The 26433-nt window shown below is 62.9% G+C and carries 27 protein-coding genes; 11 read left to right on the forward strand and 16 right to left on the reverse strand.

Features of this window, described 5'->3' with window-relative positions; all coding sequences use genetic code 11:
- Positions 1-7: 7 nt before the first annotated feature.
- From ACQZ2L_RS09450 to ACQZ2L_RS09475, 6 genes are read right to left on the reverse strand one after another with little or no spacing between them, the layout of a single operon-like run.
- On the reverse strand, positions 8-1960 hold the full coding sequence (locus ACQZ2L_RS09450; RefSeq protein ID WP_430325815.1) for a response regulator: 1953 nt from the start codon (positions 1958-1960) through the stop codon (positions 8-10).
- The gene (locus tag ACQZ2L_RS09455) at positions 1950-2816 is read right to left on the reverse strand and encodes a sensor histidine kinase (RefSeq protein WP_430325816.1); all 867 of its coding nucleotides are present in this window, start codon (positions 2814-2816) and stop codon (positions 1950-1952) included. The genes ACQZ2L_RS09450 and ACQZ2L_RS09455 overlap by 11 nt, the downstream gene beginning before the upstream one ends.
- Positions 2809-3825, reverse strand: coding sequence for an ATP-binding protein (locus ACQZ2L_RS09460; RefSeq protein WP_430325817.1), 1017 nt, complete (start codon positions 3823-3825; stop codon positions 2809-2811). The genes ACQZ2L_RS09455 and ACQZ2L_RS09460 overlap by 8 nt, the downstream gene beginning before the upstream one ends.
- Positions 3816-4220, reverse strand: a complete 405-nt coding sequence (locus tag ACQZ2L_RS09465) for an anti-sigma regulatory factor (protein ID WP_101319912.1) — start codon at positions 4218-4220, stop codon at positions 3816-3818. The genes ACQZ2L_RS09460 and ACQZ2L_RS09465 overlap by 10 nt, the downstream gene beginning before the upstream one ends.
- On the reverse strand, positions 4217-4579 hold the full coding sequence (locus tag ACQZ2L_RS09470) for an STAS domain-containing protein (RefSeq protein WP_101319914.1): 363 nt from the start codon (positions 4577-4579) through the stop codon (positions 4217-4219). The genes ACQZ2L_RS09465 and ACQZ2L_RS09470 overlap by 4 nt, the downstream gene beginning before the upstream one ends.
- 3 nt (positions 4580-4582) lie before the next feature.
- Positions 4583-5434, reverse strand: a complete 852-nt coding sequence (locus tag ACQZ2L_RS09475) for an STAS domain-containing protein (RefSeq protein WP_430325818.1) — start codon at positions 5432-5434, stop codon at positions 4583-4585.
- 261 nt (positions 5435-5695) lie between these two features.
- On the opposite strand from ACQZ2L_RS09475, the gene yghU reads away from it, so the two are divergent.
- Positions 5696-6535: a glutathione-dependent disulfide-bond oxidoreductase gene (yghU, locus tag ACQZ2L_RS09480; RefSeq protein ID WP_430325819.1), complete on the forward strand. Its 840-nt coding sequence runs from the start codon at positions 5696-5698 to the stop codon at positions 6533-6535.
- A 123-nt stretch (positions 6536-6658) separates the two neighbouring features.
- Here yghU and ACQZ2L_RS09485 read toward each other — a convergent pair whose 3' ends face one another.
- Complete coding sequence (locus ACQZ2L_RS09485; protein ID WP_430325820.1) at positions 6659-7651, reverse strand: bile acid:sodium symporter family protein; 993 nt, start codon at positions 7649-7651, stop codon at positions 6659-6661.
- 123 nt (positions 7652-7774) lie between these two features.
- Here ACQZ2L_RS09485 and ampC point away from each other — a divergent pair, with 123 nt between their 5' ends.
- Complete coding sequence (gene ampC, locus ACQZ2L_RS09490) at positions 7775-8917, forward strand: class C beta-lactamase (protein WP_430325821.1); 1143 nt, start codon at positions 7775-7777, stop codon at positions 8915-8917.
- Between the two features lie 296 nt (positions 8918-9213).
- The gene (locus ACQZ2L_RS09495; protein ID WP_430325972.1) at positions 9214-9543 is read left to right on the forward strand and encodes a hypothetical protein; all 330 of its coding nucleotides are present in this window, start codon (positions 9214-9216) and stop codon (positions 9541-9543) included.
- Between the two features lie 47 nt (positions 9544-9590).
- Here ACQZ2L_RS09495 and ACQZ2L_RS09500 read toward each other — a convergent pair whose 3' ends face one another.
- The 4 genes from ACQZ2L_RS09500 to ACQZ2L_RS09515 form a co-directional block, all read right to left on the reverse strand.
- Positions 9591-9884, reverse strand: coding sequence for a hypothetical protein (locus ACQZ2L_RS09500; protein WP_430325822.1), 294 nt, complete (start codon positions 9882-9884; stop codon positions 9591-9593).
- 170 nt (positions 9885-10054) lie between these two features.
- Entirely contained in the window at positions 10055-10243 is a 189-nt protein-coding gene (locus tag ACQZ2L_RS09505; protein WP_101319928.1) for a hypothetical protein, read from the reverse strand.
- 138 nt (positions 10244-10381) lie between these two features.
- Positions 10382-10702, reverse strand: coding sequence for a YbjQ family protein (locus tag ACQZ2L_RS09510; protein WP_430325823.1), 321 nt, complete (start codon positions 10700-10702; stop codon positions 10382-10384).
- A gap of 53 nt (positions 10703-10755) precedes the next feature.
- Positions 10756-11640, reverse strand: a complete 885-nt coding sequence (locus tag ACQZ2L_RS09515; protein WP_101319933.1) for an EamA family transporter — start codon at positions 11638-11640, stop codon at positions 10756-10758.
- Between the two features lie 193 nt (positions 11641-11833).
- Here ACQZ2L_RS09515 and ACQZ2L_RS09520 point away from each other — a divergent pair, with 193 nt between their 5' ends.
- Together ACQZ2L_RS09520 and ACQZ2L_RS09525 are read left to right on the forward strand one after the other, a co-directional pair.
- Positions 11834-13141 carry a substrate-binding domain-containing protein gene (locus tag ACQZ2L_RS09520; protein ID WP_430325824.1) on the forward strand — a complete coding sequence of 436 codons (1308 nt, stop codon included), beginning with the start codon at positions 11834-11836 and terminating at the stop codon, positions 13139-13141.
- A 164-nt stretch (positions 13142-13305) separates the two neighbouring features.
- Complete coding sequence (locus ACQZ2L_RS09525) at positions 13306-14397, forward strand: TerC family protein (RefSeq protein WP_430325825.1); 1092 nt, start codon at positions 13306-13308, stop codon at positions 14395-14397.
- Positions 14398-14436: 39 nt separating this feature from the next.
- Here ACQZ2L_RS09525 and ACQZ2L_RS09530 read toward each other — a convergent pair whose 3' ends face one another.
- On the reverse strand, positions 14437-15666 hold the full coding sequence (locus ACQZ2L_RS09530) for an acyl-CoA dehydrogenase (protein WP_430325826.1): 1230 nt from the start codon (positions 15664-15666) through the stop codon (positions 14437-14439).
- Between the two features lie 139 nt (positions 15667-15805).
- Here ACQZ2L_RS09530 and ACQZ2L_RS09535 point away from each other — a divergent pair, with 139 nt between their 5' ends.
- Both ACQZ2L_RS09535 and ACQZ2L_RS09540 read left to right on the forward strand, forming a co-directional pair.
- On the forward strand, positions 15806-16732 hold the full coding sequence (locus ACQZ2L_RS09535) for a LysR family transcriptional regulator (RefSeq protein ID WP_430325827.1): 927 nt from the start codon (positions 15806-15808) through the stop codon (positions 16730-16732).
- Positions 16733-16864: 132 nt separating this feature from the next.
- Positions 16865-18019 (forward strand): cysteine desulfurase family protein, encoded by a 1155-nt coding sequence (locus tag ACQZ2L_RS09540; protein ID WP_430325828.1) that lies wholly within the window; start codon positions 16865-16867, stop codon positions 18017-18019.
- Between the two features lie 15 nt (positions 18020-18034).
- On the opposite strand, the gene ACQZ2L_RS09545 is transcribed toward ACQZ2L_RS09540, so the two are convergent.
- The gene (locus tag ACQZ2L_RS09545; RefSeq protein ID WP_430325829.1) at positions 18035-19234 is read right to left on the reverse strand and encodes an MFS transporter; all 1200 of its coding nucleotides are present in this window, start codon (positions 19232-19234) and stop codon (positions 18035-18037) included.
- 113 nt (positions 19235-19347) lie between these two features.
- Between ACQZ2L_RS09545 and ACQZ2L_RS09550 the strand changes: the two genes are divergently transcribed.
- Entirely contained in the window at positions 19348-20283 is a 936-nt protein-coding gene (locus ACQZ2L_RS09550; protein WP_430325830.1) for a LysR family transcriptional regulator, read from the forward strand.
- Here the strand turns inward: ACQZ2L_RS09550 and nfsB are convergent.
- Entirely contained in the window at positions 20270-20920 is a 651-nt protein-coding gene (nfsB, locus tag ACQZ2L_RS09555) for an oxygen-insensitive NAD(P)H nitroreductase (RefSeq protein WP_430325831.1), read from the reverse strand. The two genes, ACQZ2L_RS09550 and nfsB, sit on opposite strands and share 14 nt — an antisense overlap.
- Positions 20921-21111: 191 nt before the next feature.
- On the opposite strand from nfsB, the gene ACQZ2L_RS09560 reads away from it, so the two are divergent.
- Both ACQZ2L_RS09560 and ACQZ2L_RS09565 read left to right on the forward strand, forming a co-directional pair.
- Positions 21112-21942 carry an AraC family ligand binding domain-containing protein gene (locus ACQZ2L_RS09560; RefSeq protein ID WP_430325832.1) on the forward strand — a complete coding sequence of 277 codons (831 nt, stop codon included), beginning with the start codon at positions 21112-21114 and terminating at the stop codon, positions 21940-21942.
- A gap of 50 nt (positions 21943-21992) precedes the next feature.
- Positions 21993-22577 carry a LysE family translocator gene (locus tag ACQZ2L_RS09565; protein WP_150569074.1) on the forward strand — a complete coding sequence of 195 codons (585 nt, stop codon included), beginning with the start codon at positions 21993-21995 and terminating at the stop codon, positions 22575-22577.
- 8 nt (positions 22578-22585) lie between these two features.
- Here the strand turns inward: ACQZ2L_RS09565 and ACQZ2L_RS09570 are convergent, their stop codons facing one another.
- Positions 22586-23788 (reverse strand): sugar transporter, encoded by a 1203-nt coding sequence (locus tag ACQZ2L_RS09570; protein WP_430325833.1) that lies wholly within the window; start codon positions 23786-23788, stop codon positions 22586-22588.
- Between the two features lie 200 nt (positions 23789-23988).
- Here ACQZ2L_RS09570 and ACQZ2L_RS09575 point away from each other — a divergent pair, with 200 nt between their 5' ends.
- Positions 23989-25305 carry a hypothetical protein gene (locus tag ACQZ2L_RS09575; RefSeq protein WP_430325834.1) on the forward strand — a complete coding sequence of 439 codons (1317 nt, stop codon included), beginning with the start codon at positions 23989-23991 and terminating at the stop codon, positions 25303-25305.
- Positions 25306-25320: 15 nt separating this feature from the next.
- Here ACQZ2L_RS09575 and ACQZ2L_RS09580 read toward each other — a convergent pair whose 3' ends face one another.
- Positions 25321-26373: an NAD(P)-dependent alcohol dehydrogenase gene (locus ACQZ2L_RS09580; protein ID WP_430325835.1), complete on the reverse strand. Its 1053-nt coding sequence runs from the start codon at positions 26371-26373 to the stop codon at positions 25321-25323.
- Positions 26374-26433: the final 60 nt, after the last annotated feature.

The following is a 26433-nucleotide window of genomic DNA, read 5'->3' on the forward strand; positions in this document are numbered from 1 at the left end:
GCCAGGATCAGTCTGGGCTGACCCGCCCGAGGGAACGACGGACCTTGTCCAGCAGCTCGCCAATCTGGAACGGCTTGATCAGCATATCCATGCCCGAGCCGAGAAACGCCTGCCGATCCAGCGCGGTTTCGGCGTAGCCGGTCATGAACAGCACCGGCAAGCCAGGGCGGTACACACGCGCCATGTCAGCCAGCTCGCGACCGCTGATGCCTGGCAGGCCGACATCGGTGAGCAGCAGTTCGATACTGCTGTCGTTGCGCAGATGGTCAAGTGCCTGCTCGATGGTTTCCGCCAGCGTGTAGCGGTAGCCAGCATCGGCCATCACCTCAGCCACCGACAAGCGCACCGAAGCCATGTCTTCGACGATCAGCACATGCTCACCAGCGCCTCTTTGATCGACGTGGGCCACTAGCGCCTCGCTGACCGCTTCGCGATTGCTGGCGGGCAGCAGCAATGTCACTTCGGTGCCCTGCCCTTGCACGCTCCGCAAGGCGACGTGGCCACCGGACTGGCGAGCGAAGCCATAGATGGTCGACAGGCCAAGACCGGTGCCCTGCCCCAGCGGTTTGGTGGTGAAGAACGGATCGAAGACCTTCTCCAGCACGTCCGGGGCGATGCCACTGCCGTCATCGCGCACTGTCACGGCGATGTATGCGCCATCCTGAAGATTGGGGTCGGCGCGGGCCACGACCGCCGAGGTAGTGACCCAGATATGCCCGCCTTTGACCAACGCATCGCGAGCGTTGATCACCAGGTTGAGCACGGCGCTTTCCAGCTGCACCGGGTCGACCAGCGCAGTCGCGGGGCACTCGCTCAGTTGCAGCTGCAGATCGATGCGCTCGCCGATGGTGCGGGTCAGCAGCTCCTGCAGCGAACGCACGCGCTCGTTGACATCGACCGGATGCGTATCCAGCGGCTGCTGTCGCGCAAAGGCCAGCAGACGATGCGTCAGCGAGGCCGCGCTCATCGCCGAGCTCAGCGCCGCGTCGGCATAATTGGGGACTTTCTCGAGACGGTTTTCGCCGACACGTTTGCGGATCAACTCCAGGCTGGTGATGATCCCGGTGAGCAGGTTATTGAAGTCGTGGGCAATACCGCCAGTGAGGCTGCCCAGGGCGTCCATCTTCTGCAATTGCAGCAGCTGCGCCTCGGTGCGGGCGCGCTGGGCCATCTCGCGGGCAAGCTGGATGTTGGCATCGTCGAGCTTGGCCAGGTGTGAGCGCTCGCGGTGGCGATGCTCGGTAACGTCTTCGACAAATACCAGGCACAGGCCTGGCGTACGGTACGGCGACAACTGCCAGTCGGTTTCGCGCAACTTCCCTTTCACGGTCATGCCCAAGGTGCCGCGCCAGCGCTGGCCCTCTGCCAGGTGCTGGCGCAAGGCAGCGAGGGCCAGTTCCTGGCCCGGGGTGAAGCATTCCAGCAGCACTTCAGGCTGCTGGTTATCCTGGATCAGCTGGGCGAATGCCTGGTTGCATTCATGCACCTTGAACTGCGCATCCAGCACCGCAATCGGCGCCGACACGTTGCTGAATATCTCGCGAAAACGCGCCTCGCTGTCACGCAGGGCGCGTTCGGTGTCACGCACCCGCAGCAAGGTGCGCAAGGTCGCCTGCAGCACGTCCGGGTCGACCGGGTGCACCAGGTAGGCATCGGCTCCGGCCTCAAGACCGGTGATAATGTCGCCGGTCAGGATCGACGCGGCCGAGACATGAATCACTGGCAGCAATGCCGTCTCGGGATCGGCGCGCAACAGGCGTACGACATCGAAACCGCTCATGTCCGGCAGGTTCACATCCAGAATCAGCGCGTCGATCTGTTCGTTGCGGATCATCTCCAGGCCGTCGCCGCCCGTACCGGCCTCGAGCACCTGATAGCCGTGCAGGGCCAACCGCCGACGCAGCGCGTAGCGAGTGGTGGCGTTGTCGTCGACGATCAGCAGGCGAATCTCAGAGCTCATCGGCGCTCTCCTGGGCGATGGCAAGCGGGATGATTACAAAGAACGTCGAGCCAACACCGGGTTCACTTTCAACACCCACTTCTCCGCCCAACAGCGCAGCGAAGCGTTTGCACAAAGACAGGCCCAGACCAGTGCCGCGCAAGCGCTTCTGCAGAGGCGAGTCAACCTGAGAGAAATCTTCAAACAATGCGCCGAGCAGTTCCGGGGCGATACCTATACCCGAATCACTGACGGCAAAGCGAATGCGGTCAGTACCGTGCAGGCGCGCCGACACACGGATCTCGCCGCGCAGGGTGAACTTCAGGGCATTGGCAATGAAGTTACGCAGAATCTGCGCCAGCTTCTTGTCATCGGTATACAGCTGCGGCAAGCCTTGCGGCTCTTCGAAGATCAGATCGACCGCGCCCATGTCGACGATCGGACGGAACATCCCGCGCAAGGCGGCGAACAGGTCGAGCATATCGAACCAGGCTGGCGAAATATTGATCCGCCCGGCCTCGATCTTGGCCAGGTCAAGCAAGTCATCGACCATGTCGCTGAGCTCACGCGTCGCCGAGCTGATAAAGCCGACCTGCAACTGCTGCTCTTTGCTCAGCGGCCCGTCGATTTCGTCGGCGAGCAAACTGGTGATGCTCAGGATCGAGCCCAGTGGCGTACGGAATTCGTGGCTCATGTAGGCCAGAAAACGGCTCTTGAGATCAGACGCCTGGCGCAATTGCTCGGCCTGCACGTCCAGCTCGGCATACAGCGCGAGCACGCCCTGATTGGTCTCTTCAAGCTCGTCGCGCAAGGCCTCGTTGTCGGCCTGCAGGCGGCTGATGAGTGCGGCCTGCTCGACGGAAGTCAGTTCAGCCATAAGCAGCCTCCAGGTCGATGACCAATACGGTGACGTCATCGCGACCGCGGCAGAAATCCCGGTGCAAAATGCTGGCGATGATCGCCGGGTGGCGCGTGGCCAGGCCCGGATAGGCCTGCAGGTTCCAACGCGATTGCAGCCCGTCGCTGTACATGATCAACAGATTTCCCTGTACCTGAGCGTAGTTGAACACCTGACCCTTGCGGTATTGGCCACCGACGATGCCGGGATACGAGGTCAGCCCGCGCGGGCGTTCGCCGCCCACCAATGTCGCACCGATGTTGCCGATGCCGATAAAGACCAGGCTGTCCGCCGCAGCGTCATACTGGGCAATCGCCGCAGCGCCGCCGCGGGTACCGCCCATGGCGTGGTGCATCTCAGCGAGCAATTGCTCGGGTTCCCTGAACGGGGTGCGGGCAAATTCGGTAGCGCCCGCCAGCGCAGCAAACGCAGCTTCGCTGCCATGGCCGAGACCATCGACCACCAGGGCGCTGAGGCGCTGCCGGTCGCGAGCGACATACCAGGTGTCGCCACAGGCAGGGTCGTTGTGCAGTGAATGCTGACTGACGCCGATGCGTACATCGGCGCCCTTGGCATCGCGTCGATGCAGGCGAGCCAGCACGGCCGCGCCGCGCTCGTCCGCATACACATCGAACACCTGCGCCTGACGGCTGACCGCGCCCAGGCCGATGCCTTGGGTACCGGCTGTGGAATACCTGTCCGTCAAGCAGGCATGCACATCAAAGCCCGGGCCTCGGTCGATGGCCAAGAGTTCGAGTGCATATGCCGCTCCATGCGGCAAAACACGCAGGTGCAGTTCGCCGCGTTCGGCATGCTTGAGCACATTGCTGGCAAGCTCGGTGGCCACCAGCGCCGCACGGCCGGCGTCGGCCTGATCAAAGCCATGGTCTTCGGCAAGCTTTTGCACGGTGCGCCGGGCGTGGCCCACCTGGCTGCTGTCATCGAGCGTCACCACCTGGGTCAGGCTGGCCGCAAAGGTCATGTCCATCGAGTTATGGTCACCCGAGTGCCTTGCCCTGGGGCGGTATCCAACTCGAACTCGTCGACCAATCGGCGCGCCCCGGTCAGGCCCAGGCCCATGCCGTTGCCAGAAGTCCAGCCATCGGTCAGGGCCAGCTTGGTATCGGGGATACCCGGGCCTTCGTCACGGAACACCAGACGCAGGCCCACCCGGCCAAGGCCGTCGATGATCTCCCAGTCCATGTCGCCGCCACCGCCATACACCACGGTGTTACGCGCCAGCTCGCTGACGGCGGTGACCATCTTGGTCAGGTCGACCAGGCGCATGCCGCATTCGCTGGCCAGCTTGCGCGCCAGTTGACGCGCCAGCACCACATCCTGCTCGATGCGTACCGGTTGACTGCCGCTGTCGCGCACGTTCATGACTGGCCTACCCGCTGGCGCAGCAGGTGCATGCCGCGATCAACGTTCAGTGCCGTGCTGACACCGGGCAAAGTCAGCCCTAGCTCAACCAGCGTGATGGCAACCGCAGGTTGCATGCCCACCAGCACCGTCTCGGCATCCAGGATGCGCGACAGGCCGGAAATGGTGGCGATCATGCGGCCGATGAACGAATCGACCATGTCCAGCGCCGAGATATCGATCAGCACGCCGCGGGCGTTGGTCTGGTCGATGCGGCTGGTCAGGTCATCCTGCAGGCGCAGCGCCAGCTCGTCATGCATGTCTACCTGGATGGTCACCAGCAGAAACTGGCCCATCTGCAGGATTGGAATACGCTCCATCGTTTACGCCCGCTCGCCGAGGTCAGTGCCCAGGCGCTTGAGCGCGAGCTTGAGAGCGTCGGCCAGGTTCGACTTGGTGGTCAGGCTGCCCAGGTCCAGGCCCAGGTGCACGATGGTCTGGGCGATTTGTGGGCGCACGCCGCTGATGATGCAATCAGCGCCCATCAGGCGGATTGCGGTGACGGTCTTGAGCAGATGCTGGGCAACCAGAGTGTCCACAGTCGGCACGCCGGTGATGTCGATGATGGCGATTTCCGAACCGGTCTCGACGATGCGCTGCAGCAGCGACTCCATGACGGTCTGGCTGCGGTGCGAGTCGAGGGTGCCGATCAGGGGCAGCGCGAGCACGCCTTCCCACAGCTTGACCACTGGAGTGGACAGCTCAAGCAGTTCTTCCTGCTGGCGCTTGATCACTCCTTCACGGGTCTTTTGATAGGTGCGGATGGTGTGCAGGCCAAACGCATCGAACAGCTCGGAGATTTGCCACAGCTGTTCGGCGAGCTCGGCTGGCTGATCGCGGTACTGGGTTTGCAGTAGCGCGAACAGTGGGCCTTTCAGTGAAAAGATGAACGAAGCAGTCTGATGCGACTCTTGACCGAGCTGGGCACGGCTGGCGGAGAGTTTGTCGAGAAAGCGGCGGGTTTCTTCCCAGCCCGCAGCGGCAGCGTTGTCACTGCCCTCATGGCGCAAGCCATCTACGATCAGTTGCAGAAACTCGCGGGTTTGCTGACGCAGATCGTGTTCTTTGACATTGCGCGAAGCGCCGCTGGCCTCAAGCGCTGCCTGCCAATCATTGAGCAACTGTGGCTGATTGCCAACGATCGCTTCCAGGGTGCTGCCTTGCAGTGCTGCCATGTGCTGTTAACTCCGAAAACTTGCTGAGATGCCACCGATCATTCACGTCGCATTGAATGACATCCGCGGATATGAATAGTTGAGAAAACCTGCAATAAATCGCTCGCATGCCCGCTGCGCTGCAGCTAACTCTAGGTCATGTTTGCCATCCATGGGCCAGCACGCCATGCCAACAAGGCATTTGCCCTGAACAATACCGCCGTGGCATAGATCTATGGGTGAGCTTTTTAACAGAAACCGCGCGTTCGAGGAGATTTCTTTGTGAGCGACTCACAGTACGTACCGCCCAAGGTCTGGCGCAATGAGCCCGCCAATGCCGGCAAGTTCTCCAGTACCAACCGTCCGGTGGCAGGCGCCACCCACGAGCAGGCCCTGCCACAGGGCAAACAGCCGCTGCAGTTGTACTCGCTGGCGACACCCAATGGCGTCAAGGTGACCATTCTGCTTGAAGAGCTATTGGCACTCGGCCACAGCGGCGCTGAGTACGACGCCTGGTTGATCCGCATTGGCGAGGGCGAGCAGTTTTCCAGCGGTTTTGTGGCGGTCAACCCCAACTCGAAGATCCCTGCATTGCTTGACTGCAGCCAACAGCCACCGGTGCGGGTGTTCGAATCGGGCTCGATCCTGCTGTATCTGGCAGAGAAGTTCGGTGCGCTGCTGCCGAGCGCTCCGGCCGCACGAACCGAGACACTCAACTGGCTGTTCTGGCAGATGGGCGCAGCGCCCTACCTGGGCGGCGGTTTTGGCCACTTCTACGTGTATGCGCCGGAAAAGATCGAGTACGCCATCAACCGTTTCACCATGGAAGCCAAGCGCCAACTGGATGTTCTCGAGCGGCGTCTGGCCGAAAGCCCTTATCTGGGCGGTGACGAGTACAGCATCGCCGACATCGCCGTATGGCCCTGGTACGGCCAACTCGTGCGCGGCAACCTGTATGACGCGGCGCAGTTCCTCGCCGTCGAGGAGTACCCCAACGTGCAACGCTGGGCCGAAGAGATTGCCCAGCGCCCGGCGGTACAACGCGGTACGCGGGTCAACCGCACCTGGGGCGATGAGGCGACGCAGGTTGCAGAGCGTCACTCTGCACAAGACCTGGATTAACCAGTAACCTGCCCTTTCAATGGGTTCGCAATTGATGTTCGCCTCGAGAATGCTGGGCCGCTGCGCGCCCCAGCAATCTCGAACAGTGACGATGATATCTGTTCAATCTGAAAGGGCTGACTATCAGGACGAAGCAGCTTCGCCCTCGACCTCATCCTTGCGGCTGGCGTAACGCTGGGCCAGCACCGCACAGACCATCAACTGAATCTGATGGAACAGCATCAACGGCAGGATCATCGCGCCGATCCCGCTACCGATGAACAGCACCTGCGCCATGGGCACGCCGGTTGCCAGGCTTTTCTTCGAGCCGGCAAACAGAATGGTGATGCGATCTTCGACACTGAAGCCGAGCGCTCGGCCGAGCACCCGCACGCCCAACAGCACGACCGCCAGCAGTATTGCGCACACGGCGAACAGGCCGGCCAGATGTTGCGGCGACACCGTATGCCAGAGCCCGGTGACAACCGCTTCACTGAAGGCTGTGTAGACCACCAGCAGAATCGAGCCCTGATCGACGATCTTCAGCCAGCGCGCGTTGCGCTTGACCCAGTCGCCGATCCAGCGCCGGGCGATCTGCCCGGCCACGAATGGCACCAGCAATTGCAGGGTGATTTTCAGCACCGCGTCCAGGCCCGAGCCGGTATTGCCATCGGCACCGAGCAGCAGCATCACCAGCAGCGGGGTGAGGAAGATCCCCAGCAGGCTCGAAGCCGCTGCGCTGCAGATCGCTGCCGGGACGTTGCCGCGCGCCAGCGAGGTAAAGGCGATTGCCGATTGCACCGTGGCCGGCAAGGCACACAGATAGAGCACGCCCAGGTACAGCTCGTTGCCTACCAACGGCACGAACAGCGGCTTGAACGCCAGCCCCAGCAGCGGAAACAGGACGAAGGTGCAGGAGAACACCAGCAGGTGCAGACGCCAGTGGCCGGCGCCCTTGATGATTGCCTCGCGCGACAGCTTGGCGCCATGCAGAAAGAACAGCAGGCCGATGGCCAGATTGGTCAGCCAGCCGAACACTACTGCACCCTGGCCCGAGCAAGGCAGCAGCGTAGCGATCAGCACCACGCCGAGCAGGGCCAGCGTGAAGTTGTCGAACAGCATGCGCAAGTACTTCATTACTCATTCCTTGTTGTCATCGTGCAGCGCACGACGATAAGGTCTGCGGCTTATCTGCGCTAACGCTGGAACGCCCGCCAGTGTCGCGCAACGGACACCGCACACGTCGCAGACAGGATTCCCATGCTCTCTTCACGCCCACTTCTTATTATGCTGCTTGGCCTTACCTGCTCGCTTAGCAGCACCCACGGCCTTGCCGATGACCTGCAAAACCGGGTCGACGCAGTGATCAAACCGTTGATGGCAAAACACGCGATCCCGGGCATGGCGGTCGCCGTGTTCGCCGATGGCAGTGAGCATGTGTTCACCTATGGCGAAGCGAACAAGGCCGAGCACCAGCCGGTAAGCCGCGACACCCTCTTTGAAATCGGCTCGTTGAGCAAGACCTATACCGCGACGCTGGTGGCGCTGGCCAGTGCCGAAGGTAAAGTCGATCTGACCGCGCCAGCCAGCCGCTATCAACCCGCGCTGGGCAACACGACATTGGGCCAGGCCACTCTGGTGGAGCTGGGCACATACAGCGCCGACTGCCTGCCATTACAGTTCCCGGACAATGTCGAGAACGACGCCCAGGCGCTGGTGTTTCTGCAACAGTGGCAGCGCAAAACTGGGCCAGGCACGCAACGCTGCTATTCCAACCCTAGCCTCGGCTTGTTTGGCGACCTGGCAGCGCGCGCGCAAAAGCTGCCCTTCGCGCAGCTGATGGAAGAGTCGCTGCTACCAAAGCTTGGTTTGAAACACACCTACCTGCAGGTGCCGGCCAGCGCCCAAGGCCACTATGCGCAGGGCTATGACGCGCAGCAGCAGCCGGTTCGGGTTTCTCCCGGAGCTTTCGCTGATGAGGCCTACGGCATCAAAACCACGATCGACGACGCGCTCCGCTACGTCCGCGCCCAAGTGCAGCCCGACCAACTGACCGCCCCACTCAAGCAAGCCATCACCCTCACCCACCAAGGTTACTTTCAGGTGGGCAGCATGACTCAGGGCCTGGGCTGGGAGCGCTACCCTGCCCCGGTGACACTGCCGACGCTGCTCGAAGGTAACGGCGCCGGGATGGTGCGTCAGCCGCATGCCGTGACCCGCCTGACCCCAGCCAGCCCTGCCGATGCTGGCGCCTGGTACAACAAGACCGGCTCGACCAATGGCTTCGGTGCCTACATCGCCTTCATCCCTGCCAAAGGGCTTGGGATTGCCCTGCTCGCCAACCGCAACTACCCCAATGAAGCCCGGGTAGAAGCGGCCTACCAGATCCTGTCCGGGCAGTGACTGATGGATTGTCGGACATTATGTAGTGAGAAAAAATATTCACTACAAAACTGTTGACGACGTTGATCGGCGTTGGGCATGATTAAGCCGTCTCCCCGATCGGGAGCGGTGGCAAGGGTATTCCAGACGGCTTGCGCGGTAACGCAAGGCGTTCGTGGAGAGGGAACTGTCCAAAAGGCAGCATGTGAAAAGCCCCTGTTGCAAAGCTGCGGTAGCAGCCTTGGTAGCGCGCTACATGTGTAGAGCGCCAAGTGTGAAATCACTAAACGACGGGTAATAGGGGCTTTATGATGAACATGAATTTGAACGACAAACCGACTGTTGACCAATTGGCCGAGCTGTTCGCTGCACGCAAGGACAGCCTTGATGATCACCTGCTGTGGATCAGCCAGACTGGCGAGGTACGCCTTGATCGTCTGCCGCCGAACAGCCTTGAAGACGAATTTGTAGCGGACCTGCCCAGCACCTGCGCCAGCTTCAGGGTCTACCGCCGCGGCCAGGGCTTTGTTGGCAAAAAGGCTGCAGCCGACACCGAGTTCGTTGGCCGCGTGCTGAAAACGCTGCAACAGGAATGGCCTGCCGCCCGTGAGCGGCAGGCAGCCAAGGTGATCGAGCCACTAAACTGAGCGGCCTCACTGCGGTATCGAGCCCGGCCTGCAAAGGCCGGGCTTTTTCATGCCCGCAGTCGCTGGGGCTGCGGCGCAGCGTCCAGACTCATGGCTCGCGCCCGATTGACACCCCACACCATCGCCCGCGTAGTCGTCTCGCCGGGCCGTGTCGGGTAGTACTCTTCGAGCAATGCTGTGCCGTTGTCGTTGTACATGCCGATGAACATTTGCGTAGCGCCCAGCCGTGACAGGCGGACCTGCACGTCAATGGTAATACCATCGCTGAGTTGTTCTTCATGGCTGCGGCTGGGCAGCTGTGACTGGGCCCAATGCCGGTAGGCTTCTTCCCTGATGCGCATTGCAGTCAATCCTCCTTTTCTGAAAATGCAGCGCAAGCAGACCACAGCATTGTTACATTCGCGAGAGCAACTCACTGTTAGCTTGCGCAAAATCAACAAACGTCGTCATAAGCGTGCCGTTGGGCGTAAATCCGTTGCCCTAGACGGCACTGGGACCGCTGCAGGTGCCTTTACTTACGTGCCGGAATTCGCGGCGTGAACCGCCCTTTCTTGCAGCGCTGCAACGCCACCGGCTGCATCTGCTCGGAGTCGTCGAGGGTCATGTGGGCAAAACCAAGGCGGAACGCCGCTTGCCCGCAGCGCACCTGGTTGTTGATCGGAAACACGTCATTAAGGTCTTCGACAAAGGCTTCGCTCATCGCCCAACTCCCTGCACAGTTAACCGCGCCGGCAAGCCCCTCGCTTGCCCGATAAAGCCCGGCTGTTGAACTGAGACTAGCCGGTCATTCTCGGACTGCTCGGGCGAAAACCCCATAACTGACCAGTGGCACTTGGCCTTATTTGAGCCTGACTGCAGTACCCGTGGCGAACACCACCACCATGCCGCCCTGCACCGAGGGCATGCTGATTTCGAAGTCCACGCCGACCACTGCATCGGCATTCATCTGCCGCGCGCGGGCGATCAGTTCAGCGGTAGCCTGCTCGCGGGCTTGCTTCAATGCACTTTCAAGGGTCTGCGAACGCCCCCCGAAGAAATCCCGAAAGCGCGCAAAGAAGTCGCGGACGAAGTTGATCCCCTGCACCGATTCGGCGCTGACCAAGCCCAGGTATTCACCAATCGGACGGCCATCGAGCTGGCTGGTGGTAGAGATGATCATGCACATACTCCTGCTGCTGCCCGGCCTGCATGGCCGGGGCAAAAGAAGCGATCTTAGCAAAGCGCCGCGCGCAGGCGCTGGCTCAGCCGGCTGCCGAACACATTGATCAGCAAGCCGACCATCACCAGCAGCGCGCCCCAGCCCTGAATAGCGCTGAGCCGCTCGCCCAGCAACCACGCCGATGAGCTCAGGCCGATTACCGGCACCAGCAATGAAAACGGCGCAACCTTGCCGGCCGGATGGCGCGACAGCAGTGTGCTCCACAAGGTGTAGCCGAGCATGGTCGCGGCATAGGCAAGAAACAGCAGCGCGCCCACTGAACTCCAGCTGATATGGGTCAACGCCTGACTGATCCGCTCTGGGCCTTCAAGCATCCACGACAGGGCCAGAAACGGCAGCGGCGGGATCAGCCCGCCCCACACCACCAGCGCCACCAGATTCACCGAGCCAAAGCGCCGCGTGATGATGTTGCCCATGCCCCACATCGCACCGCCGCAGAGCGTCAGCAACAGCGCAATCAGCGGCACATGGCTGCTGTGCTCACTGCCGATCAACACCAGCCCGCCTGCCGCTACCAGCAAGCCAAGGACACTGGCCGGGCGCAAGCGCTCGCCGAGAAACAGCGCGGCAAAGCCGAGGGTGAAAAACGCCTGCGATTGCAGGATCAGCGACGCCAGCCCAGGCGGCATGCCGCTGTGCATGGCCTGGAACAAGAAGGCGAACTGGCCCAGGGAGATCGTCGCGCCGTACGCGATCAGCCAGCGCCACGGTAAGTTCGGTCGCTTCACCAGCAGTACGGCCGGAAACGCCACCAGCAAAAAACGCAGGGCGCCCAGCAGCATCGGCGGCAGGCCGTCGAGGCCTACCTTGATCACCACGAAGTTGACTCCCCAGATGATGATCACCACCAGAGCGATCAACAGGTCCTTGAGCGGCATCATCAGGTCCTTATGCAAACTGTTATAGACATATTTCGTAACAGCATAAGGGTTTTTCGCCACTCGCGACCCGCACAGTTGCCGGCCAGGGTTGCACTACAGTCTGGCGCAGCACGGCTGAGCCATCATCGTCATCTGCCAGTCATGCAACTGTCGTAATCTGCGGCGCATCACTGTGCCCAAGGTCTCCGGCATGCCGCGTCTGCTCTCATTTCTGCTGTTGTCGCTGCCACTGCTCTGCCTGGCTGAGCCGGTACAGTTGCGCATTCAGGGCTCCAACACGATCGGCGCTGCGCTTGGGCCTGCGCTGGTTCAGGGGATGCTGCGCAGCCAGGGTGCGACAGCGATCGAGCAGTCCACGGGGGCTGCTGCCAACGAGATCACCATTACGGCGCAGGGTCGCGATGGCGACTCCCTTAGCGTACTGGTCGCAGCTCACGGCAGCAGTACCGGTTTCGCTGCACTGGGCAGGGGCGCGGCAGATCTGGTTGCGTCCTCGCGTCCGATCAGTGACGTCGAGGTAGATCAGTTGCAGGCGTTCGGCGACTTGCGCAGCGGCCGTTCCGAGCAGGTCATCGGCCTGGACGGCGTCGCCGTGATCGTCCATCCCGACAATCCACTGACCAGCCTCACCACAGCGCAGCTGGCCCAGGTGTTTGCCGGTCAGGTAACCCGTTGGGAGCAACTGGGCGTAGCGGGCGGTGCTATCCGACTGTATGCGCGCGATGACCGCTCCGGCACCTTCGAGACCTTCAAGGCGTTGGTCCTCGACCCTGCACGTAGCGCACTGAGTGGCGAGGCCCGGCGCTTCGAGTCCAGCGACGCGCTGGTCGCGCAGGTCCAGAACGACCGCCAGGCGATTGGTTTCAGCAGTCTCGCTGCAGTGCATGGCGCCAAAGTCCTGGCCATTGCTGCCGGCGACGCGCCGGCCCTGCCGCCCAGCCGCGCACTGGTTGCCAGTGAAGATTATCCGCTGTCGCGGCGCTTGTACTTCTATCTGCCGGCCAATCCGCCGCCGCTGGCCCAGGCGCTGGCCGATTTTGCCCAAAGCCCGGCCGGCCAGGTCATCGTTGCCGAACAAGGTTTCGTCAATCAGCAAGTCAAAGCTTTGCCGATCCCTACCCAGGCAGACATGCCAGCGCGCTACCGCAGCCTTGCTCTTGAGGGGCGCCGGCTGACGGTGAACTTTCGCTTCCAGGAAGGCAGTGCGAGCCTGGACAGCAAAGCGCTGCGCGACGTACACCGGGTCGCAGACTTCCTGCAAAAGGCCGGACACGAGCAAACCAGGACACTTCTGGTCGGCTTCGGCGACCCCAAGGAAACACCGGGCAGGGCCGCCCTGCTCTCGCGCCTGAGGGCCATGGCAGTGCGCCGCGAACTGGCCCATGAAGGGGTGCAGAACATCGACGTGCTGGGTATGGGCGCCGAGCTGCCGGTAGCGGGCAACGAGCAGGAGCAAGGCCGCCAGCGCAATCGCCGGGTCGAGGTATGGGTGTATTGAGGAATGCAGAAGGCCGCGCAAAGAAATGTAACAGGCTGCCATTCGGCAGCTCCGCCATCTGGGTCTAGGCTCTAACCCATGTGATACCGGGCCCCTCTGACGGCTGCCACGCCGCCATGTCGGATCACTGTTGCCATGCAACGTCGACAATCAAGGAGGGGCTCATGACAGCTCTACAGACCTATCTCACTACCCCCGTACTCGGTACCAGCGCCTGGTTGTGGCTGGTGTTCGTTATCATCGTGGTTGGCCTGCTGGTGCTTGACCTTGGCGTCCTGCACCGTAAAGAACGCGAAATCGAAATGCGTGAAAGTCTGCTGCTGTATTCAGGCTATTTCAGCGTGGGCGTGCTGTTCGGCGCGTGGGTCTGGTTCGAGCTGGGCGCGCAGTCAGCGCTGGAGTTCTACACCGGCTTCCTGGTCGAACAGTCGCTGTCGATGGACAACGTGTTCGTCATGGCGATGATTTTCAGCTACTTCGCCATCCCCCGCCGCTACCAGCACCGCGTGTTGTTCTGGGGCATCCTCGGGGTGGTGGTGCTGCGCGCGATCATGATCGGCGTTGGCGCTGCACTGGTGCAGAACTTTGCCTGGGTGCTGTACCTGTTCGGCGCGTTCCTGCTGTTTACCGGGGTGAAGATGGCCTTTTCCAAGGAGGACAGCCAGCCGGACCTGGCCAATAACCCGGTGCTGAAGTTCGTACGCCGGCATATGCGCGTCACCGACGAGGTGCACGGGGCAAAATTCTTTGTCCGGCTGACGCCGCCCGGTGAAAGCAAAGCGCTGCGTTACGCCACGCCGCTGTTTCTCGCGCTGGTGTTGATCGAACTGGCCGACCTGGTGTTTGCCGTCGACAGCGTGCCGGCGATCTTCGCCATCACTCAAGACCCGTTCATTGTCTACACCTCGAACATCTTCGCCATCCTTGGCCTGCGCTCGCTGTACTTCGCGTTGTCCGCCCTGATGCACCGCTTCGTCTATCTGAAGTACGCGCTGGCACTGGTGTTGATCTTCATCGGCTGCAAGATTTTCTATCACGGCCTGATCGGCAAGGTGCCGGCACTGCTCTCGCTGGGGGTGACCTTTGCGCTTTTGCTGGGTGGGGTCGTGCTGTCGTTGCTCAAGACCCGCAATGACGCGACAGGGGCTAGCCCGGCTCACCATGGACCAGGCCCGGTCGGCCGTGATCAGCCCACGCCTGACCCAGTTCAGGATGGCGTGACCACTGCAGATCCGGACTCGCTCAGGAACCGCTAGCCAGGTGCAGTGTCTGCGCGCCGCCCAAGCGCGCCACCATCAGCGGCCCATACGCAGTAGATCCGCCGGCACATACTTGCCGATTTCATACTTGCCGATGGCGGCCCGGTGCACCTCGTCCGGCCCGTCCGCCAGGCGCAGGGTGCGCTGCATGGCGTACATATAGGCCAGCGGGAAATCACCGCTGACCCCTGCCCCACCATGGATCTGGATGGCCCGGTCGATCACTTTCAGCGCGACATTGGGCGCGACTACCTTGATCTGCGCGATCTCGCTGCGGGCGACCTTGTTGCCAACGGTGTCCATCATGTAGGCCGCCTTCAGCGTCAGCAGCCGGGCCATGTCGATTTCCATGCGCGAGTCGGCGATCTTGTCGATATTGCCGCCAAGCCGCGCCAACGGGCGGCCAAAAGCCGTGCGCTCGACCGAGCGCCGGCACATCAATTCCAGCGCGCGCTCGGCCATGCCCACCGAACGCATGCAGTGGTGAATGCGCCCCGGCCCCAGCCGCCCCTGAGCAATCTCGAAGCCACGCCCTTCGCCCAGCAGGACGTTTTCGTACGGCACGCGCACGTTGTCGAACAGCACCTCGGCGTGACCATGGGGGGCGTCGTCGTAGCCGAACACCGGCAGTGGCCGGACAATCTTCAGCCCAGGCGTGTCGATGGGCACCAGAATCATCGAGTGCTGTTCATGACGCTGGCCGTCCGGGTTGGACAGGCCCATGAAGATCATCACCTTGCAGCGCGGGTCGCAGGCGCCGGAGGTCCACCACTTGCGCCCGTTGATCAGCCACTGATCACCATCGCGCACGGCCGTGGCGGCCATGTTGGTGGCGTCGGACGAGGCCACGTCCGGTTCGGTCATGGCGAACGCCGAGCGAATCTCGCCGCGCAGCAGCGGCTCAAGCCACTGGCGCTTCTGCGCCTCGCTGGCGTAGCGCACCAGCACTTCCATATTGCCGGTATCGGGCGCCGAGCAGTTGAACGGCTCCGGCCCCAGCAGCGAGCGACCCATGATTTCCGCCAAAGGTGCGTATTCAAGGTTGCTCAGGCCGGCGCCGTATTCCGAGTCGGGCAAAAACAGGTTCCACAGGCCTTCGGCGCGAGCCTTGGCCTTGAGCTCTTCCATCACCGCCGTCGGCTGCCAGCGGTCACCCTCGGCAACCTGGCGCTCGAACACTGCTTCGGCAGGATAAACATACTGGTCCATGAACGCAGTGACGCGCTCTCGCAGGGCCTGAACCTTGGGCGAATAGGCGAAATCCATCGGGCTTACCTTCACAGGATGAAGAACATGGGCCTGAGCCTAGAACAAGCGCGCCAATCCACCTAGCCTATTTTCAGCGTGTATAAACATTCATAACCGATATATGATCCAGCGATAACATCACGTCGAGCGGCGCCCAATGAATCTCAGCAAGGTTGACCTCAATCTGTTCATCGTCTTCGATGCGATCTACACCGAAGCCAACCTGACCCGCGCGGGGCAGATCGTCGGGATTACCCAGCCGGCGGTGTCCAACGCATTGTCGCGGCTGCGCGAGACCTTCAACGACCCGCTGTTCGTGCGGACCGCCCAAGGCATGGTGCCGACGCCGATGGCGCAGAACATCATCGGCCCGGTACGCAACGCGTTGGCGCTGCTGCGGGTGTCGGTACAGGAAAGCCGCATCTTCAATCCGCAGCAGGCCAATAAAACCTTTCGCATCAGCATGACCGACTTGACCGAGGCCGTGGTGCTGCCGCCGCTGTTCCAGCGTCTGCGCCGGCTGGCACCGGCGGTGATGATCGAAAGCTTCCTGTGCAAACGCCGCGAAACCACCAAGGAACTGGCCGCTGGCCGCCTGGATTTCGCCGTCGATGCGCCGCTCAATACCGACCCGCAGGTGCGCCACGTCAAACTGATGCAGGACCGCTTCGTCTGCGCAATGCGCCCGGGCCACCCACTGGCCGAAGCCAAGCTGACGCTGGAGCAGTACCTGGCCATGAGCCACATCCACATCTCCAGCCGGCGTAACGGCCTGGGTTATGTCGACCTGGCGCTGGGCAAGATGGGCCTGCAACGCAAGGTTGCGCTGCGCTCACAACACTACCTGATGGCCTCGCAGGTGTTGCAGCAGACTGACATGGTGATGACCGTGCCAGAGCGGTTCGCCCGCCGCCATCAACTGCGCCACTTGCCACTGCCGGTAGAAGTGCCGCCGTTGGAAACCCACCTGTACTGGCATGAAAGCACCGACCAGGACCCGGCCAACCGCTGGATGCGCGAACAGATCATCGAGCTGTGTGAGCGGGTTGTGGTGCAAGAGGAAAAAATGTTTGATCCTGTTTAAGGGCTATCAGGAGAATTTTCTTCTAGATAACCGTGATCAGCAGGAAAACAACGGAAAAAGTTTTTTGCTGTAGCCCGATAGCATGTCGTTAACGTTCGCCATCCTCATGCGACATGCCCGGATCAGCCCATCATGCCCAGCGCCCCTCTGTACTTTGACTACGCCGCCACAACCCCCGTCGATGAGCGGGTTATCGAAACCATGCTCGCCTGCCTCGGCCATCAAGCTAACTTCGGCAACCCTGCGTCCAGCGGCCACGCCTATGGCCAAGCGGCGCGTGCCGTGGTCGAGCAAGCCCGCCGGCAGGTAGCCGAACGGATCGGCGCTCAGGCAGAGGATCTGGTCTGGACCTCCGGCGCCACCGAGTCCAACAACCTGGCCCTCAAAGGCATCGCCGACGGCGCCGGCAAGCCAGGGCATCTGCTTACCAGCGCGCTGGAACACAAGGCAGTGCTCGATACCGTGGCCGAACTTGAGCGTCAAGGCTGGGCAGTGACCCGGCTGATGCCTGATCAGGCCGGGTTGATTCAGCCTGAGGCGGTTCGCCAGGCGCTGCGCGACGACACCCGGCTGGTGTCGCTGATGGCGGTCAACAACGAACTGGGCACCGTCACCGACTTTGCCGCGATTGGCGAGATTGTTCGTGCCCATGGCGCAATACTCCACGTAGACGCTGCCCAGGCAGTCGGCAAGGTCGCGCTCGACCTGCGCGAGCAGGCCGTCGATCTGATGTCCTTCTCAGCGCACAAGGTGTACGGCCCCAAGGGCATCGGTGCGCTGTATGCCGGCCCGCGAGCGCGGCCACTGATGCGTGCTCAGATGCATGGCGGCGGCCATGAAGGCGGCCTGCGCTCGGGCACCCTCGCGACCCACCAGATCGCCGGCATGGGCAGCGCTTTCGCCTTGGCAGGCGAACCTGCCGAGGCCGAGCAACAGCGCATCCATCAACTCAGCGAACGCCTGCTCAACGGCCTGCTGGCGCTGCCGGGTGTCGCCCTCAACGGCTGCCCGCAGCAGCGCATCGCCAACACCCTCAACCTGCACATCGCCACCCCGGGCTTCAACAGCGCAGCGCTGGCGAGCGAGTTGGCGTTGTCGACCACTTCGGCCTGTAACTCTTCCAGCAACGCCGCTTCACATGTGCTGCTGGCGCTGGGCCTCACCGATCAACAAGCTCGCAGCAGCGTGCGCATCAGCCTGGGCCGTTACACCACAGAGGCTGACGTGGATGCTGCAATCAAGGTATTCACCCGCGTGCTGGCGACCGCTGCGCCGACTTTCTGGTAGCCCCACGCGATGTGTTCAGGCGCGCGGCCTCGCGCCTGCCATCAGCAGCAACGTGGCCAATACGGCCAAGCCAGCCACCGCGCTGGCGACGTAGCCCAGCGCTGCGGTGCCGTACCATTGAATCACCAGCCCACCCAGCGCAGCGCCGACCGCGATGCCACCGTTTGCAGCAGACACGTTCAAAGTCCCGGCCAGGGCCTGAGCCTTGGCGCCGGCCTGCATGACGCGTACCTGACACACCGGGAACAACGCCGTGTAGGCAACGCCCCACAGCGCCAGGGCGATCAGCAGCAGCGCTGGATTGCCGACCACGGGAGCAACCGCGCCCATGCCAATCGCCAGAATGGCAAGCAACAGTACCGTCGCCCCGAGCGGACTACGGTCAACGATACGCCCGGCCAGGCTATTGCCAAGCATGCCGACCACACCAAAGCCCATCAGCCACCAACCGACCTGAGCCGCTGGCACTCCCGCCACCTGCTCGAGGATTTCTGCCAGGTAGGTGTATGCGGTGAACATCGCGGTAAACACCAGCACCGACAACAGCACATGGGCAATAAAGCGCCGATCACGCAGGATTACCGTCTGCCGTTCGCCCTGCGCCCGCTGCGGCGCGGGCGGCAACTTCGGCAACCAGGCCCACATCAGCAGCGCGACCAGCAGGCACAACCCGGCCAGCAGCCAGAAGCTGCCACGCCAACCCACCAGTCCGGCGGCGACGGTGCCCAGCGGAATGCCGAAAACAAACGCCGCCGTGATGCCCAGGTACACCTTGGCCACCGCCCAACCCTCACGGCCGGGGCCTGCCAGCTGCCCTGCACTCTCGCTGGCGGTGCCCCAATACACCGGCAGCGCCAAGGCACCGAGCACCCGCGCCAGCGCCAGCACCCAGACGTTTGGCGCCACTGCGGCGAGTGCGTTGGAGGCGGCAAACACGAGCACGATGGCAATGAACAGGGTCTTGCGCGGATAGCCTGACAACCAGGCGGTGAGAAACGGCCCGAACAGCATCACGGTCACTGCAAACAGGGTAACCAACTGGCCCGCCGCGGCGATCGACAGGCCTAGGTCGCGGGCCAGTCCCGGCAGCAAGCCAAGGATGATGAATTCGGTGGTCAGCAGGGCAAAGCCGCCTACCGCAAACAACAGAATGGACAGCCCGGTGCGCTGCCCGGTGTCGGCGACTGCGGGTGCAGTCAGGGAAGGATTTTGCATCGTCTATCGCTCGTAAACTTTCAGCCGCGAAGCTTAATATGGAATCAAACGCCTATTGCGGGTAGATTTTCCGCAATTTGCTGAACCATTTTCACTAATCAAGGCCCTTCTCCATGCCTGTCGCCGAGCACCTCAAGGACATCGACTTTTTCGTCAATGTCGCTAACGCAGGCAGCTTCATTGCCGCCGCCGAGCGCATGAACCTGACCAGCTCAGCCGTCAGCAAGGGTGTAGCCCGGCTGGAGAAACGCTTGCAGGTCAGGCTGTTCGAACGCACCACTCGGCGCCTGCTGCTTAGCGACAGCGGCGCAGCCTATTACCGCACCTGCAGCCGAGTGCTGGCCGAGATCGCCGAAGCCGAGCTGGCCCTGCATGATGAACTGAACGAGCCATGCGGGCCGCTGCGGGTCGATCTGCCGGCAAGCTTTGGCCGCCTGCATGCGCTACCCGCCGTGCTCGACTTCGCCCGGCGCCACCCGCGCCTGCAGCCGCACATCACCTTGTCCGATCGCTTTGTCGACATCATCGAGGACGCCATCGACGTCATCGTCCGCATTGGCGGGCCGCAGGTGTGGCCGGCTGGGGTTGAGCATCGCTATCTGGGCAGCCAACGCACGGTGTTCTGCGCCGCTCCCAGCTACCTCGCCGAGCACGGTACGCCGCGTGACGAGCGCGAATTGCAGGCACTTGGTTGCGTGCTGTACGCCTGCGCCGATGGCAGCACGCCGCCCCTGCATTTCGCCAGTGGCCGGCAAGGCGCGACGCAACTGAAAAACATCAGCGGCCGCCTGGCCATCGGTGACGCCGAAGGCCAGGCGCTGGCGATCATGGCCGGCCACGGTATCGCCCAATTACCGACCTGGCTGGTTCAGCGCCAGCTGGATGAGGGCAGCCTGGTCGAAGTGCTGCCAGAGTTCGCCAGCGAGGGCCTGCCGATTCACCTGGCCTGGCGCCGCAATCGGCGCCATTTGCCCAAGGTCAGTGCACTGGTCGAAGCGCTCAGCGCACAGCTGATACCGGTGCTGGATCCGCAACTCAAAGGAAGGTGAATACACTCGACGCGGGCAAGCGCGACTTGCCCAGCCCAGCGTTGAAGTCGTCGGCACTGCGGTAACCCAGGCTGAGTAGCACCACACTGGTGAAGCCGCGCTCGCGCAGGCCAAGCTCGGCGTCCAATACTTTGCTGTCGAAACCTTCGATTGGCGTGGCATCCAGCTCCAGCGCGGCGGCGCCCAGCAGCGCAGTGCCAAGAGCAAGGTAGGTTTGTTTTTCCATCCAGTGCTGCAGGTCTTTTTGATCGAAGCGATGCAAGTCGACATAGCTGCGCCGGGTCAGGTCCTGGCCGGCCTTGGCCTGCTCGGTGTGGAAACGACCGTCACGGGCTTCCTGCTCCAGCAGTGCCTGCAGATGCGCTTCAGGCATTTCGGTGCGCGCGGCGAATACCAGCACATGCGAGGCATCGCGGATCTTTGCCGTGTTGTAGGCAAACGCTTCGGTGCTCTTGGCGATCCGCGCCTTGCCTTCAGCGCTGTCGGCAACGATGAAGTGCCAAGGCTGGGTGTTGACCGAGGACGGGCTGTGGCGCAGTTGCTCGAGCAAGGTATCGATGGTCGCTTGCGGGATCCTGCGGCTGGCGTCGTAGGCTTTGGTGGTGTATCGGCGCTTGGCCAGGGTAACGGTATCCATCGAAAAGCTCCTGAGGTGTGCAGAGTCGACGCGCATCTTAGCGCTGTTGCAGCCAATAGAAACCGCTGAAAATACAGCAACACTTTCGTGCCAATGACGAAAATGCAGCGCAACCTGCTGCACATCCGTTCTAAACCTGAGCAGCCCTTGTGGGTTAAGGTAGTGGGCTCATTCACCAGCAGCTGCCGCCCATGACCAACTGGATTGATCTGAGCCAGGACGCCGATACCGGCATCGAGTCGGTGCGCGCGCATTTCACCGGCCACGCCTACGACCCGCACTGGCATGACAGCTATCTGGTCGGCGCCACCGAGCAAGGCGTGCAGCAGTTCAACTGCCGCCGCGCCCGCCATGTGAGTACGCCCGGCCAGGTATTTCTGCTCGAACCTGGCGAGATCCACGATGGCCTGGCGCCGACTGCCGACGGCTTCACCTACTTCACCTTGTACCTGGAGCCAGACTGGCTGCAGGCCGAGCTGCCGAGCTTGTTCGAACAAGCGCCGGCCAATAGCCTGCCCAGCTTTGCCGACACCCAGTGCAACGACTTGCGCCTCAGTGGCGCAATCATGCGCGCCTTCGACGCCGTGCATAGCCAGGACCTGCGCATCGTGCGCCAGACCGCCATGGACGACATGCTCGCCTGCCTGACCCAGCACCTGCACTGGCGCAAGCGGCTCAACCCAGACCCGCGCCTGCCGCTGACTGCGCAGCGCGCGCGGGACTACCTGCACGCGCATATCGATCAGGACATCGGCCTGGTCGAGCTGGCGCAGGCCTGCGGGGTCGATCGTTTTCGCCTCAGCCGCGCGTTCAAGGCGGCCTTCGGCCTGGCCCCGCACGCCTACCTGATTCAGCTGCGCCTGGCTCGGGCGCGGCGCCTGCTAGCCTTGGGCGAGAGCCCCGCTGCAGTGGCCACGGCGCTTGGCTTTGCCGATCAGAGCCACCTCGGCCGCTGGTTCCGCCGGGCGTATCGCCTGACCCCAGCAGCCTACCAACGGCGCTGCTCAAAGCTTCCAGACTGAGCCGGCGGCGGCAGCGACCATGGCGCTCCATCCCTCTGGAGTTACCGTTGATGCTGCAGTCCCTGTTGCCCTTTACCTTGTTTGCGCTGGTCACCAGCATCAGCCCCGGGCCGACCAACGTGCTGATCCTCGCCCATAGCGCCCGCGCCGGGCTGCGTGCCAGCGTGGCGCCGATTGTGGCCGCCTCCACGGCTGCGGCGGCGATCGTCTGGGCGGTTGGCCTGGGCCTGGGCGAGGTGCTGCTGCGCTATCCGCTGGCGCAGCAAGTGATGAGCTGGCTCGGCGTGATCTGGCTGACGTGGCTGGGCTGGCAGTTGCTGCGCAGTGCCGGCGAGCCGATCCAGAGTGCCGAACAACAGCCTTTCGGCGCGCTCAGTGCTGCCTCGCTGCAACTGATCAACCCAAAGGTCTGGTTACTTGCTGTGGCGGTGATCGGCGTGTATGCAGCGCCGGGCCAGCCGGTCTGGCAACTGGCGCTGGTCTTGCTGCTGGTGGCCCTGCCGAGCATGACCAGCTGGGCCCTGCTCGGTGCTGGTAGCGCCCGCTGGTTGCAGTCGCCGCAGCGCCTGCGCCGGTTCAATCAGCTGCTGGCGTGCTTGCTGATTGCCTCGGCATGGTCGGCGCTGCTGCTGTAGCGGCCGGCTCAGCCGAGCGCAGGCGTCTCCCGCAAACGCTTGAGGCTGACCACTGCCAGGATCAGGCCGAGCACGGCCACCGAGCCGCCGGCCAGGCCGATGTAAGCCACGCCCAGCTGGCCGCTGACGATGCTGCCGAGCAACGCGCCGCCGCCGATCCCGATGTTGTAGATGCCAGAGAACAACGCCATGGCCACATCGGTGGCATCCGAGGCCAGCTTGAGGGTCTTGGACTGTAACGCCAGGCTGAAGCTGAGGATTGCCACCCCCCAGAACATGCTCAGCCCGGCGAATACAGTGAAGTTGCCCGAGAGCGGCCAGAGCAACAGCAGGCAAGCGGCCAGGCACCCTATCGAACCGAGCAGGAACAGCTGCGGGAAACGCTCGCTGTAGCGGCTGAACAGCACCGACCCGATCACCCCGGCGCCGCCGAACAGCAGCAACAGCAAAGTGGTGCGATCGCCACCGATCTGCGCGACATGCAACGCAAACGGTTCGATATAGCTGTAGGCGGTGAACTGTGCGGTGATCAGCAACGTCACCAGCAGGTAGGTAATCACCAGGGCCGGCCGCTTGAACAACACCGGCAAGCTGCGCAGCGAGCCGGAGTTCTGGCTCGGCAGCAACGGTAGCGACTTCATCAGGCACAGCATGGTCACCAGCGCCACGCCGGCGATGCTCAGGAACGTCACCCGCCAGCCCAGCGCCTCGCCCACCACGCGGCCAAGCGGAATGCCCAGGACCATCGCCAGAGTGGTACCGGTGGCGAGCAGGCCCAATGCCTTGGCCTGCTTGCCCGCTGGCGCCACCCGCACGGCCAGCGAAGCGGTAATTGCCCAGAACACCGCATGCGACAGGGCAATGCCGATTCGGCTGAGCACCAGCATGGTGAAACTTTGCGACAGCCACGACAGCAAGTGGCTGACGATAAACACCAGAAACACCCACAGCAGCAAGCGCCGCCGCTCGATATTGCGCGTCAGCAGCATCATCGGCAGCGACGCCAGCGCCACTATCCAGGCGTAGATGGTCAACATCAGGCCGACCTGGGCAGTGCTCATGTCGAAACTGCGGCCGATGTCACTGAGCAGCGCCACCGGAACGAACTCGGTGGTATTGAAGATGAACGCAGCCAGGGCCAACGCAATGACGCTGAGCCAGCTGCCGCCGCCCACCGGTGCGGGCATGGATGTAGGGATCGGACCATTCATGGATGGGGATTACAGCTCCTGAAAAAAGACGACAAGCACGCAACCCAGCCCGCTGCGTAAGCATGCGGCAGGTGCGGATAGATATGAATCGAGGATGGCGGCCATGGTACGCGCCAAGCCAAGGCCTCACAACCGCAGCGCAGGCGGAGTAACATGTGCGCTCTAGAGACAGACCGCGGAACAAGGAGTCCGATCCGTTCATGGACAAGCAGCACGCCCAGCAACAGTGGCAGCAGGCCGTGATCGCCTACGCCAAGGCCATCAACCACTACGTCGCGCAAGGCCGCACGCAGGGCTGGGACAACCTCGAGGAGCCGGCCGCGCCTGCCACCGAGCACCTGCTGCCGGCCTGGCAGGCGGCGCTGCAGGCGATCAATCAGCCCTACGTCGATGAACAGCAACGCCGCGCCTTTCGCAGCGACTGGCCGCCCGCCCACCTGCCGCTGGTACCGCTGCTGGAACAACACGGCCAAGGTATCGCCAGCGTACTCATGCTCGATGACGGCAGCCTGCTGGCACGGATCGGCATGCCTCACGAACGCGGCCAGGTGGTGCGCATCGATGGGTGCACGGTGACCCCGGTGATCGGCGTCGAGCATTTTGGTCGCTGCCCGCAGCGGCGTTATTTCGCCCTGGCCAACGCCGAGGGTATCCGCGTCACTGACGGCTGGGGTGGCCCGCAGGTCGCGCGTATGGCCTGGCCCCATGGCCTCGAAGGTTTGCCCAGCGGCTACCCATTCGAACCGTTCGACTTGCCGCCCACACCGAGCGCGCTGATCCCCTTCCCGGATGGGCAGCGGGTATTGCTGGTCAGCAGCGATGGGATATTTGTGCTCACCGGCGAACGGGCGATTCGCCTGTTGCCGCAGCAGCAGACTATTCTCGATGATCTGGCAGAAGGGATCGACCCTGACGATATCGCCCTGGGCCTGTCGATGGAGCACGGCGCAGTCTCGCCCGATGGCCGCCTGCTCGCCATCGGCGAACAAGGCGTGCGCCATCTGGTGCTGGATGATCAACTGCAGGTGGTCGCCGAAGTCGGACCCGTCGGTGAATATCCGCACTTCGCCTTGTTCAATCAGCGTGGCGACCACTTGATCCTGAATGCCTGCCATTTTTACAACGGCAACACCCTGGGTGTGCGCACGGCGGACCTGCCGGGGCTCGATACCGACTACTACAGTGAGGACCCGCGCACGCCGCTGGTCGAGGATGGCGCGCGGATCTACGCTGGCGTAGCCCGCGCCGGCGAGTACATCGTGGGTGATGCGCACGGCTATCTGCGCGCATTTGGCGAAGACGGTCAGGAGCACTGGCAGCACTACCTGGGCTCGACCTTGTGCGCCATGGACATCAGCGCAGATGGCAAAACCCTGGTCGCTGCCAGCTATGCCGGTTTCATCTCGCTGATCGCGCTCGACAGCGGCCGTCCTGACTGGCAGATCGGCACTGGCGAGCACGGCGAGCTACGCCGCTGGCTGTTCTGGAAGGGCCTGGACAAGCCACTGGCCTGGTGACCCTTCACCTGCCAGTCAGGCTTTCAGCGTGGCCATGTCGATGACGAAGCGGTACTTCACATCGCCAGCGATGACCCGCTCGAACGCTTCGTTGATGCTGCGGATATCGAGCATCTCGATGTCACAGGTGATGCCATGCTCGGCGCTGAAGTCGAGCATTTCCTGGGTTTCGGCGATGCCACCGATCAACGAACCGGCCAGTACGCGGCGCTTGAGCACCAGGTTGGCGGCATGCAGTGGCGGCTCGACCGGCTCGATCAGGCCGACCAGGATGTGCACACCATCAAAGGTCAGGGTGTCGAGGTAGGGGTTGAGGTCGTGCTGCACTGGGATAGTGTCGAGCAGGAAGTCGAAACGCCCGGCGGCGGCGCGCATCTGCTCGTCATCGCTGGACACGATGACGTGGTCGGCGCCCTGGCGGCGAGCTTCTTCAGCCTTGGCTGCGGAGCGGGTGAACAAGGTCACTTCAGCGCCCAGCGCCTTGGCGAATTTGATGCCCATGTGGCCCAGGCCACCCATGCCGAGAATGCCGACCTTGTGGCCAGGGCCGACACCGTGGTGCTTGAGCGGCGAGTAGGTGGTGATGCCGGCGCACAGCAGCGGCGCGGCGCTGGCCAGGTCCAGGCCTTGTGGCATGCGCAGGACAAAATGCTCGCTGACGACGATGCTGTTGGAGTAGCCGCCCATGGTGTTGCTGCCATCGACCCGGTCCGGGGTCGCGTAAGTCATGGTCGGGCCGGCCAGGCAGTACTGCTCGAGGTCCTTGGCGCAGGCCTGGCACTCGCGGCACGAGTCGACCATGCAGCCAACCCCGACCAGGTCGCCAACTTTGTGCTTGCTGACGTTGGCACCGACCGCCGTCACCCGACCGACGATTTCGTGGCCCGGCATCAGCGGGTACACGGCGATGCCCCACTCGTTGCGCGCCTGGTGAATGTCGGAGTGGCAGACGCCGCAATAAAGGATCTCGATGGCGACGTCATCGGCACGCGGGCTGCGACGCTCGAAGCTCATCGGCAGCAGCGGGCTGGTCGGGGTTTGGGCGGCATAACCGATTGCGGTGTACATGGCAAAGACCTCTCAAGTGAAACGATTCAATGCCAGCCATTCTCCTGCCAGATGCCGAGC

This window comes from Pseudomonas shirazensis, from assembly GCF_050496565.1.
GTDB lineage: Bacteria > Pseudomonadota > Gammaproteobacteria > Pseudomonadales > Pseudomonadaceae > Aquipseudomonas > Aquipseudomonas shirazensis_A.

What these genes read in the sequence shown, in the direction of transcription:
- ACQZ2L_RS09450 (WP_430325815.1), bottom strand. Translation starts at nt 1,960, where the DNA reads ATGAGCTCTGAGATTCGCCTGCTGATCGTCGACGACAACGCCACCACT.
- ACQZ2L_RS09455 (WP_430325816.1), bottom strand. Translation starts at nt 2,816, where the DNA reads ATGGCTGAACTGACTTCCGTCGAGCAGGCCGCACTCATCAGCCGCCTG.
- ACQZ2L_RS09460 (WP_430325817.1), bottom strand. Translation starts at nt 3,825, where the DNA reads ATGGACATGACCTTTGCGGCCAGCCTGACCCAGGTGGTGACGCTCGAT.
- ACQZ2L_RS09465 (WP_101319912.1), bottom strand. Translation starts at nt 4,220, where the DNA reads ATGAACGTGCGCGACAGCGGCAGTCAACCGGTACGCATCGAGCAGGAT.
- ACQZ2L_RS09470 (WP_101319914.1), bottom strand. Translation starts at nt 4,579, where the DNA reads ATGGAGCGTATTCCAATCCTGCAGATGGGCCAGTTTCTGCTGGTGACC.
- ACQZ2L_RS09475 (WP_430325818.1), bottom strand. Translation starts at nt 5,434, where the DNA reads ATGGCAGCACTGCAAGGCAGCACCCTGGAAGCGATCGTTGGCAATCAG.
- ACQZ2L_RS09485 (WP_430325820.1), bottom strand. Translation starts at nt 7,651, where the DNA reads ATGAAGTACTTGCGCATGCTGTTCGACAACTTCACGCTGGCCCTGCTC.
- ampC (WP_430325821.1), top strand. Translation starts at nt 7,775, where the DNA reads ATGCTCTCTTCACGCCCACTTCTTATTATGCTGCTTGGCCTTACCTGC.
- ACQZ2L_RS09495 (WP_430325972.1), top strand. Translation starts at nt 9,214, where the DNA reads ATGAATTTGAACGACAAACCGACTGTTGACCAATTGGCCGAGCTGTTC.
- ACQZ2L_RS09500 (WP_430325822.1), bottom strand. Translation starts at nt 9,884, where the DNA reads ATGCGCATCAGGGAAGAAGCCTACCGGCATTGGGCCCAGTCACAGCTG.
- ACQZ2L_RS09505 (WP_101319928.1), bottom strand. Translation starts at nt 10,243, where the DNA reads ATGAGCGAAGCCTTTGTCGAAGACCTTAATGACGTGTTTCCGATCAAC.
- ACQZ2L_RS09510 (WP_430325823.1), bottom strand. Translation starts at nt 10,702, where the DNA reads ATGATCATCTCTACCACCAGCCAGCTCGATGGCCGTCCGATTGGTGAA.
- ACQZ2L_RS09515 (WP_101319933.1), bottom strand. Translation starts at nt 11,640, where the DNA reads ATGCCGCTCAAGGACCTGTTGATCGCTCTGGTGGTGATCATCATCTGG.
- ACQZ2L_RS09520 (WP_430325824.1), top strand. Translation starts at nt 11,834, where the DNA reads ATGCCGCGTCTGCTCTCATTTCTGCTGTTGTCGCTGCCACTGCTCTGC.
- ACQZ2L_RS09525 (WP_430325825.1), top strand. Translation starts at nt 13,306, where the DNA reads ATGACAGCTCTACAGACCTATCTCACTACCCCCGTACTCGGTACCAGC.
- ACQZ2L_RS09530 (WP_430325826.1), bottom strand. Translation starts at nt 15,666, where the DNA reads ATGGATTTCGCCTATTCGCCCAAGGTTCAGGCCCTGCGAGAGCGCGTC.
- ACQZ2L_RS09535 (WP_430325827.1), top strand. Translation starts at nt 15,806, where the DNA reads ATGAATCTCAGCAAGGTTGACCTCAATCTGTTCATCGTCTTCGATGCG.
- ACQZ2L_RS09540 (WP_430325828.1), top strand. Translation starts at nt 16,865, where the DNA reads ATGCCCAGCGCCCCTCTGTACTTTGACTACGCCGCCACAACCCCCGTC.
- ACQZ2L_RS09545 (WP_430325829.1), bottom strand. Translation starts at nt 19,234, where the DNA reads ATGCAAAATCCTTCCCTGACTGCACCCGCAGTCGCCGACACCGGGCAG.
- ACQZ2L_RS09550 (WP_430325830.1), top strand. Translation starts at nt 19,348, where the DNA reads ATGCCTGTCGCCGAGCACCTCAAGGACATCGACTTTTTCGTCAATGTC.
- nfsB (WP_430325831.1), bottom strand. Translation starts at nt 20,920, where the DNA reads ATGGATACCGTTACCCTGGCCAAGCGCCGATACACCACCAAAGCCTAC.
- ACQZ2L_RS09560 (WP_430325832.1), top strand. Translation starts at nt 21,112, where the DNA reads ATGACCAACTGGATTGATCTGAGCCAGGACGCCGATACCGGCATCGAG.
- ACQZ2L_RS09565 (WP_150569074.1), top strand. Translation starts at nt 21,993, where the DNA reads ATGCTGCAGTCCCTGTTGCCCTTTACCTTGTTTGCGCTGGTCACCAGC.
- ACQZ2L_RS09570 (WP_430325833.1), bottom strand. Translation starts at nt 23,788, where the DNA reads ATGAATGGTCCGATCCCTACATCCATGCCCGCACCGGTGGGCGGCGGC.
- ACQZ2L_RS09575 (WP_430325834.1), top strand. Translation starts at nt 23,989, where the DNA reads ATGGACAAGCAGCACGCCCAGCAACAGTGGCAGCAGGCCGTGATCGCC.
- ACQZ2L_RS09580 (WP_430325835.1), bottom strand. Translation starts at nt 26,373, where the DNA reads ATGTACACCGCAATCGGTTATGCCGCCCAAACCCCGACCAGCCCGCTG.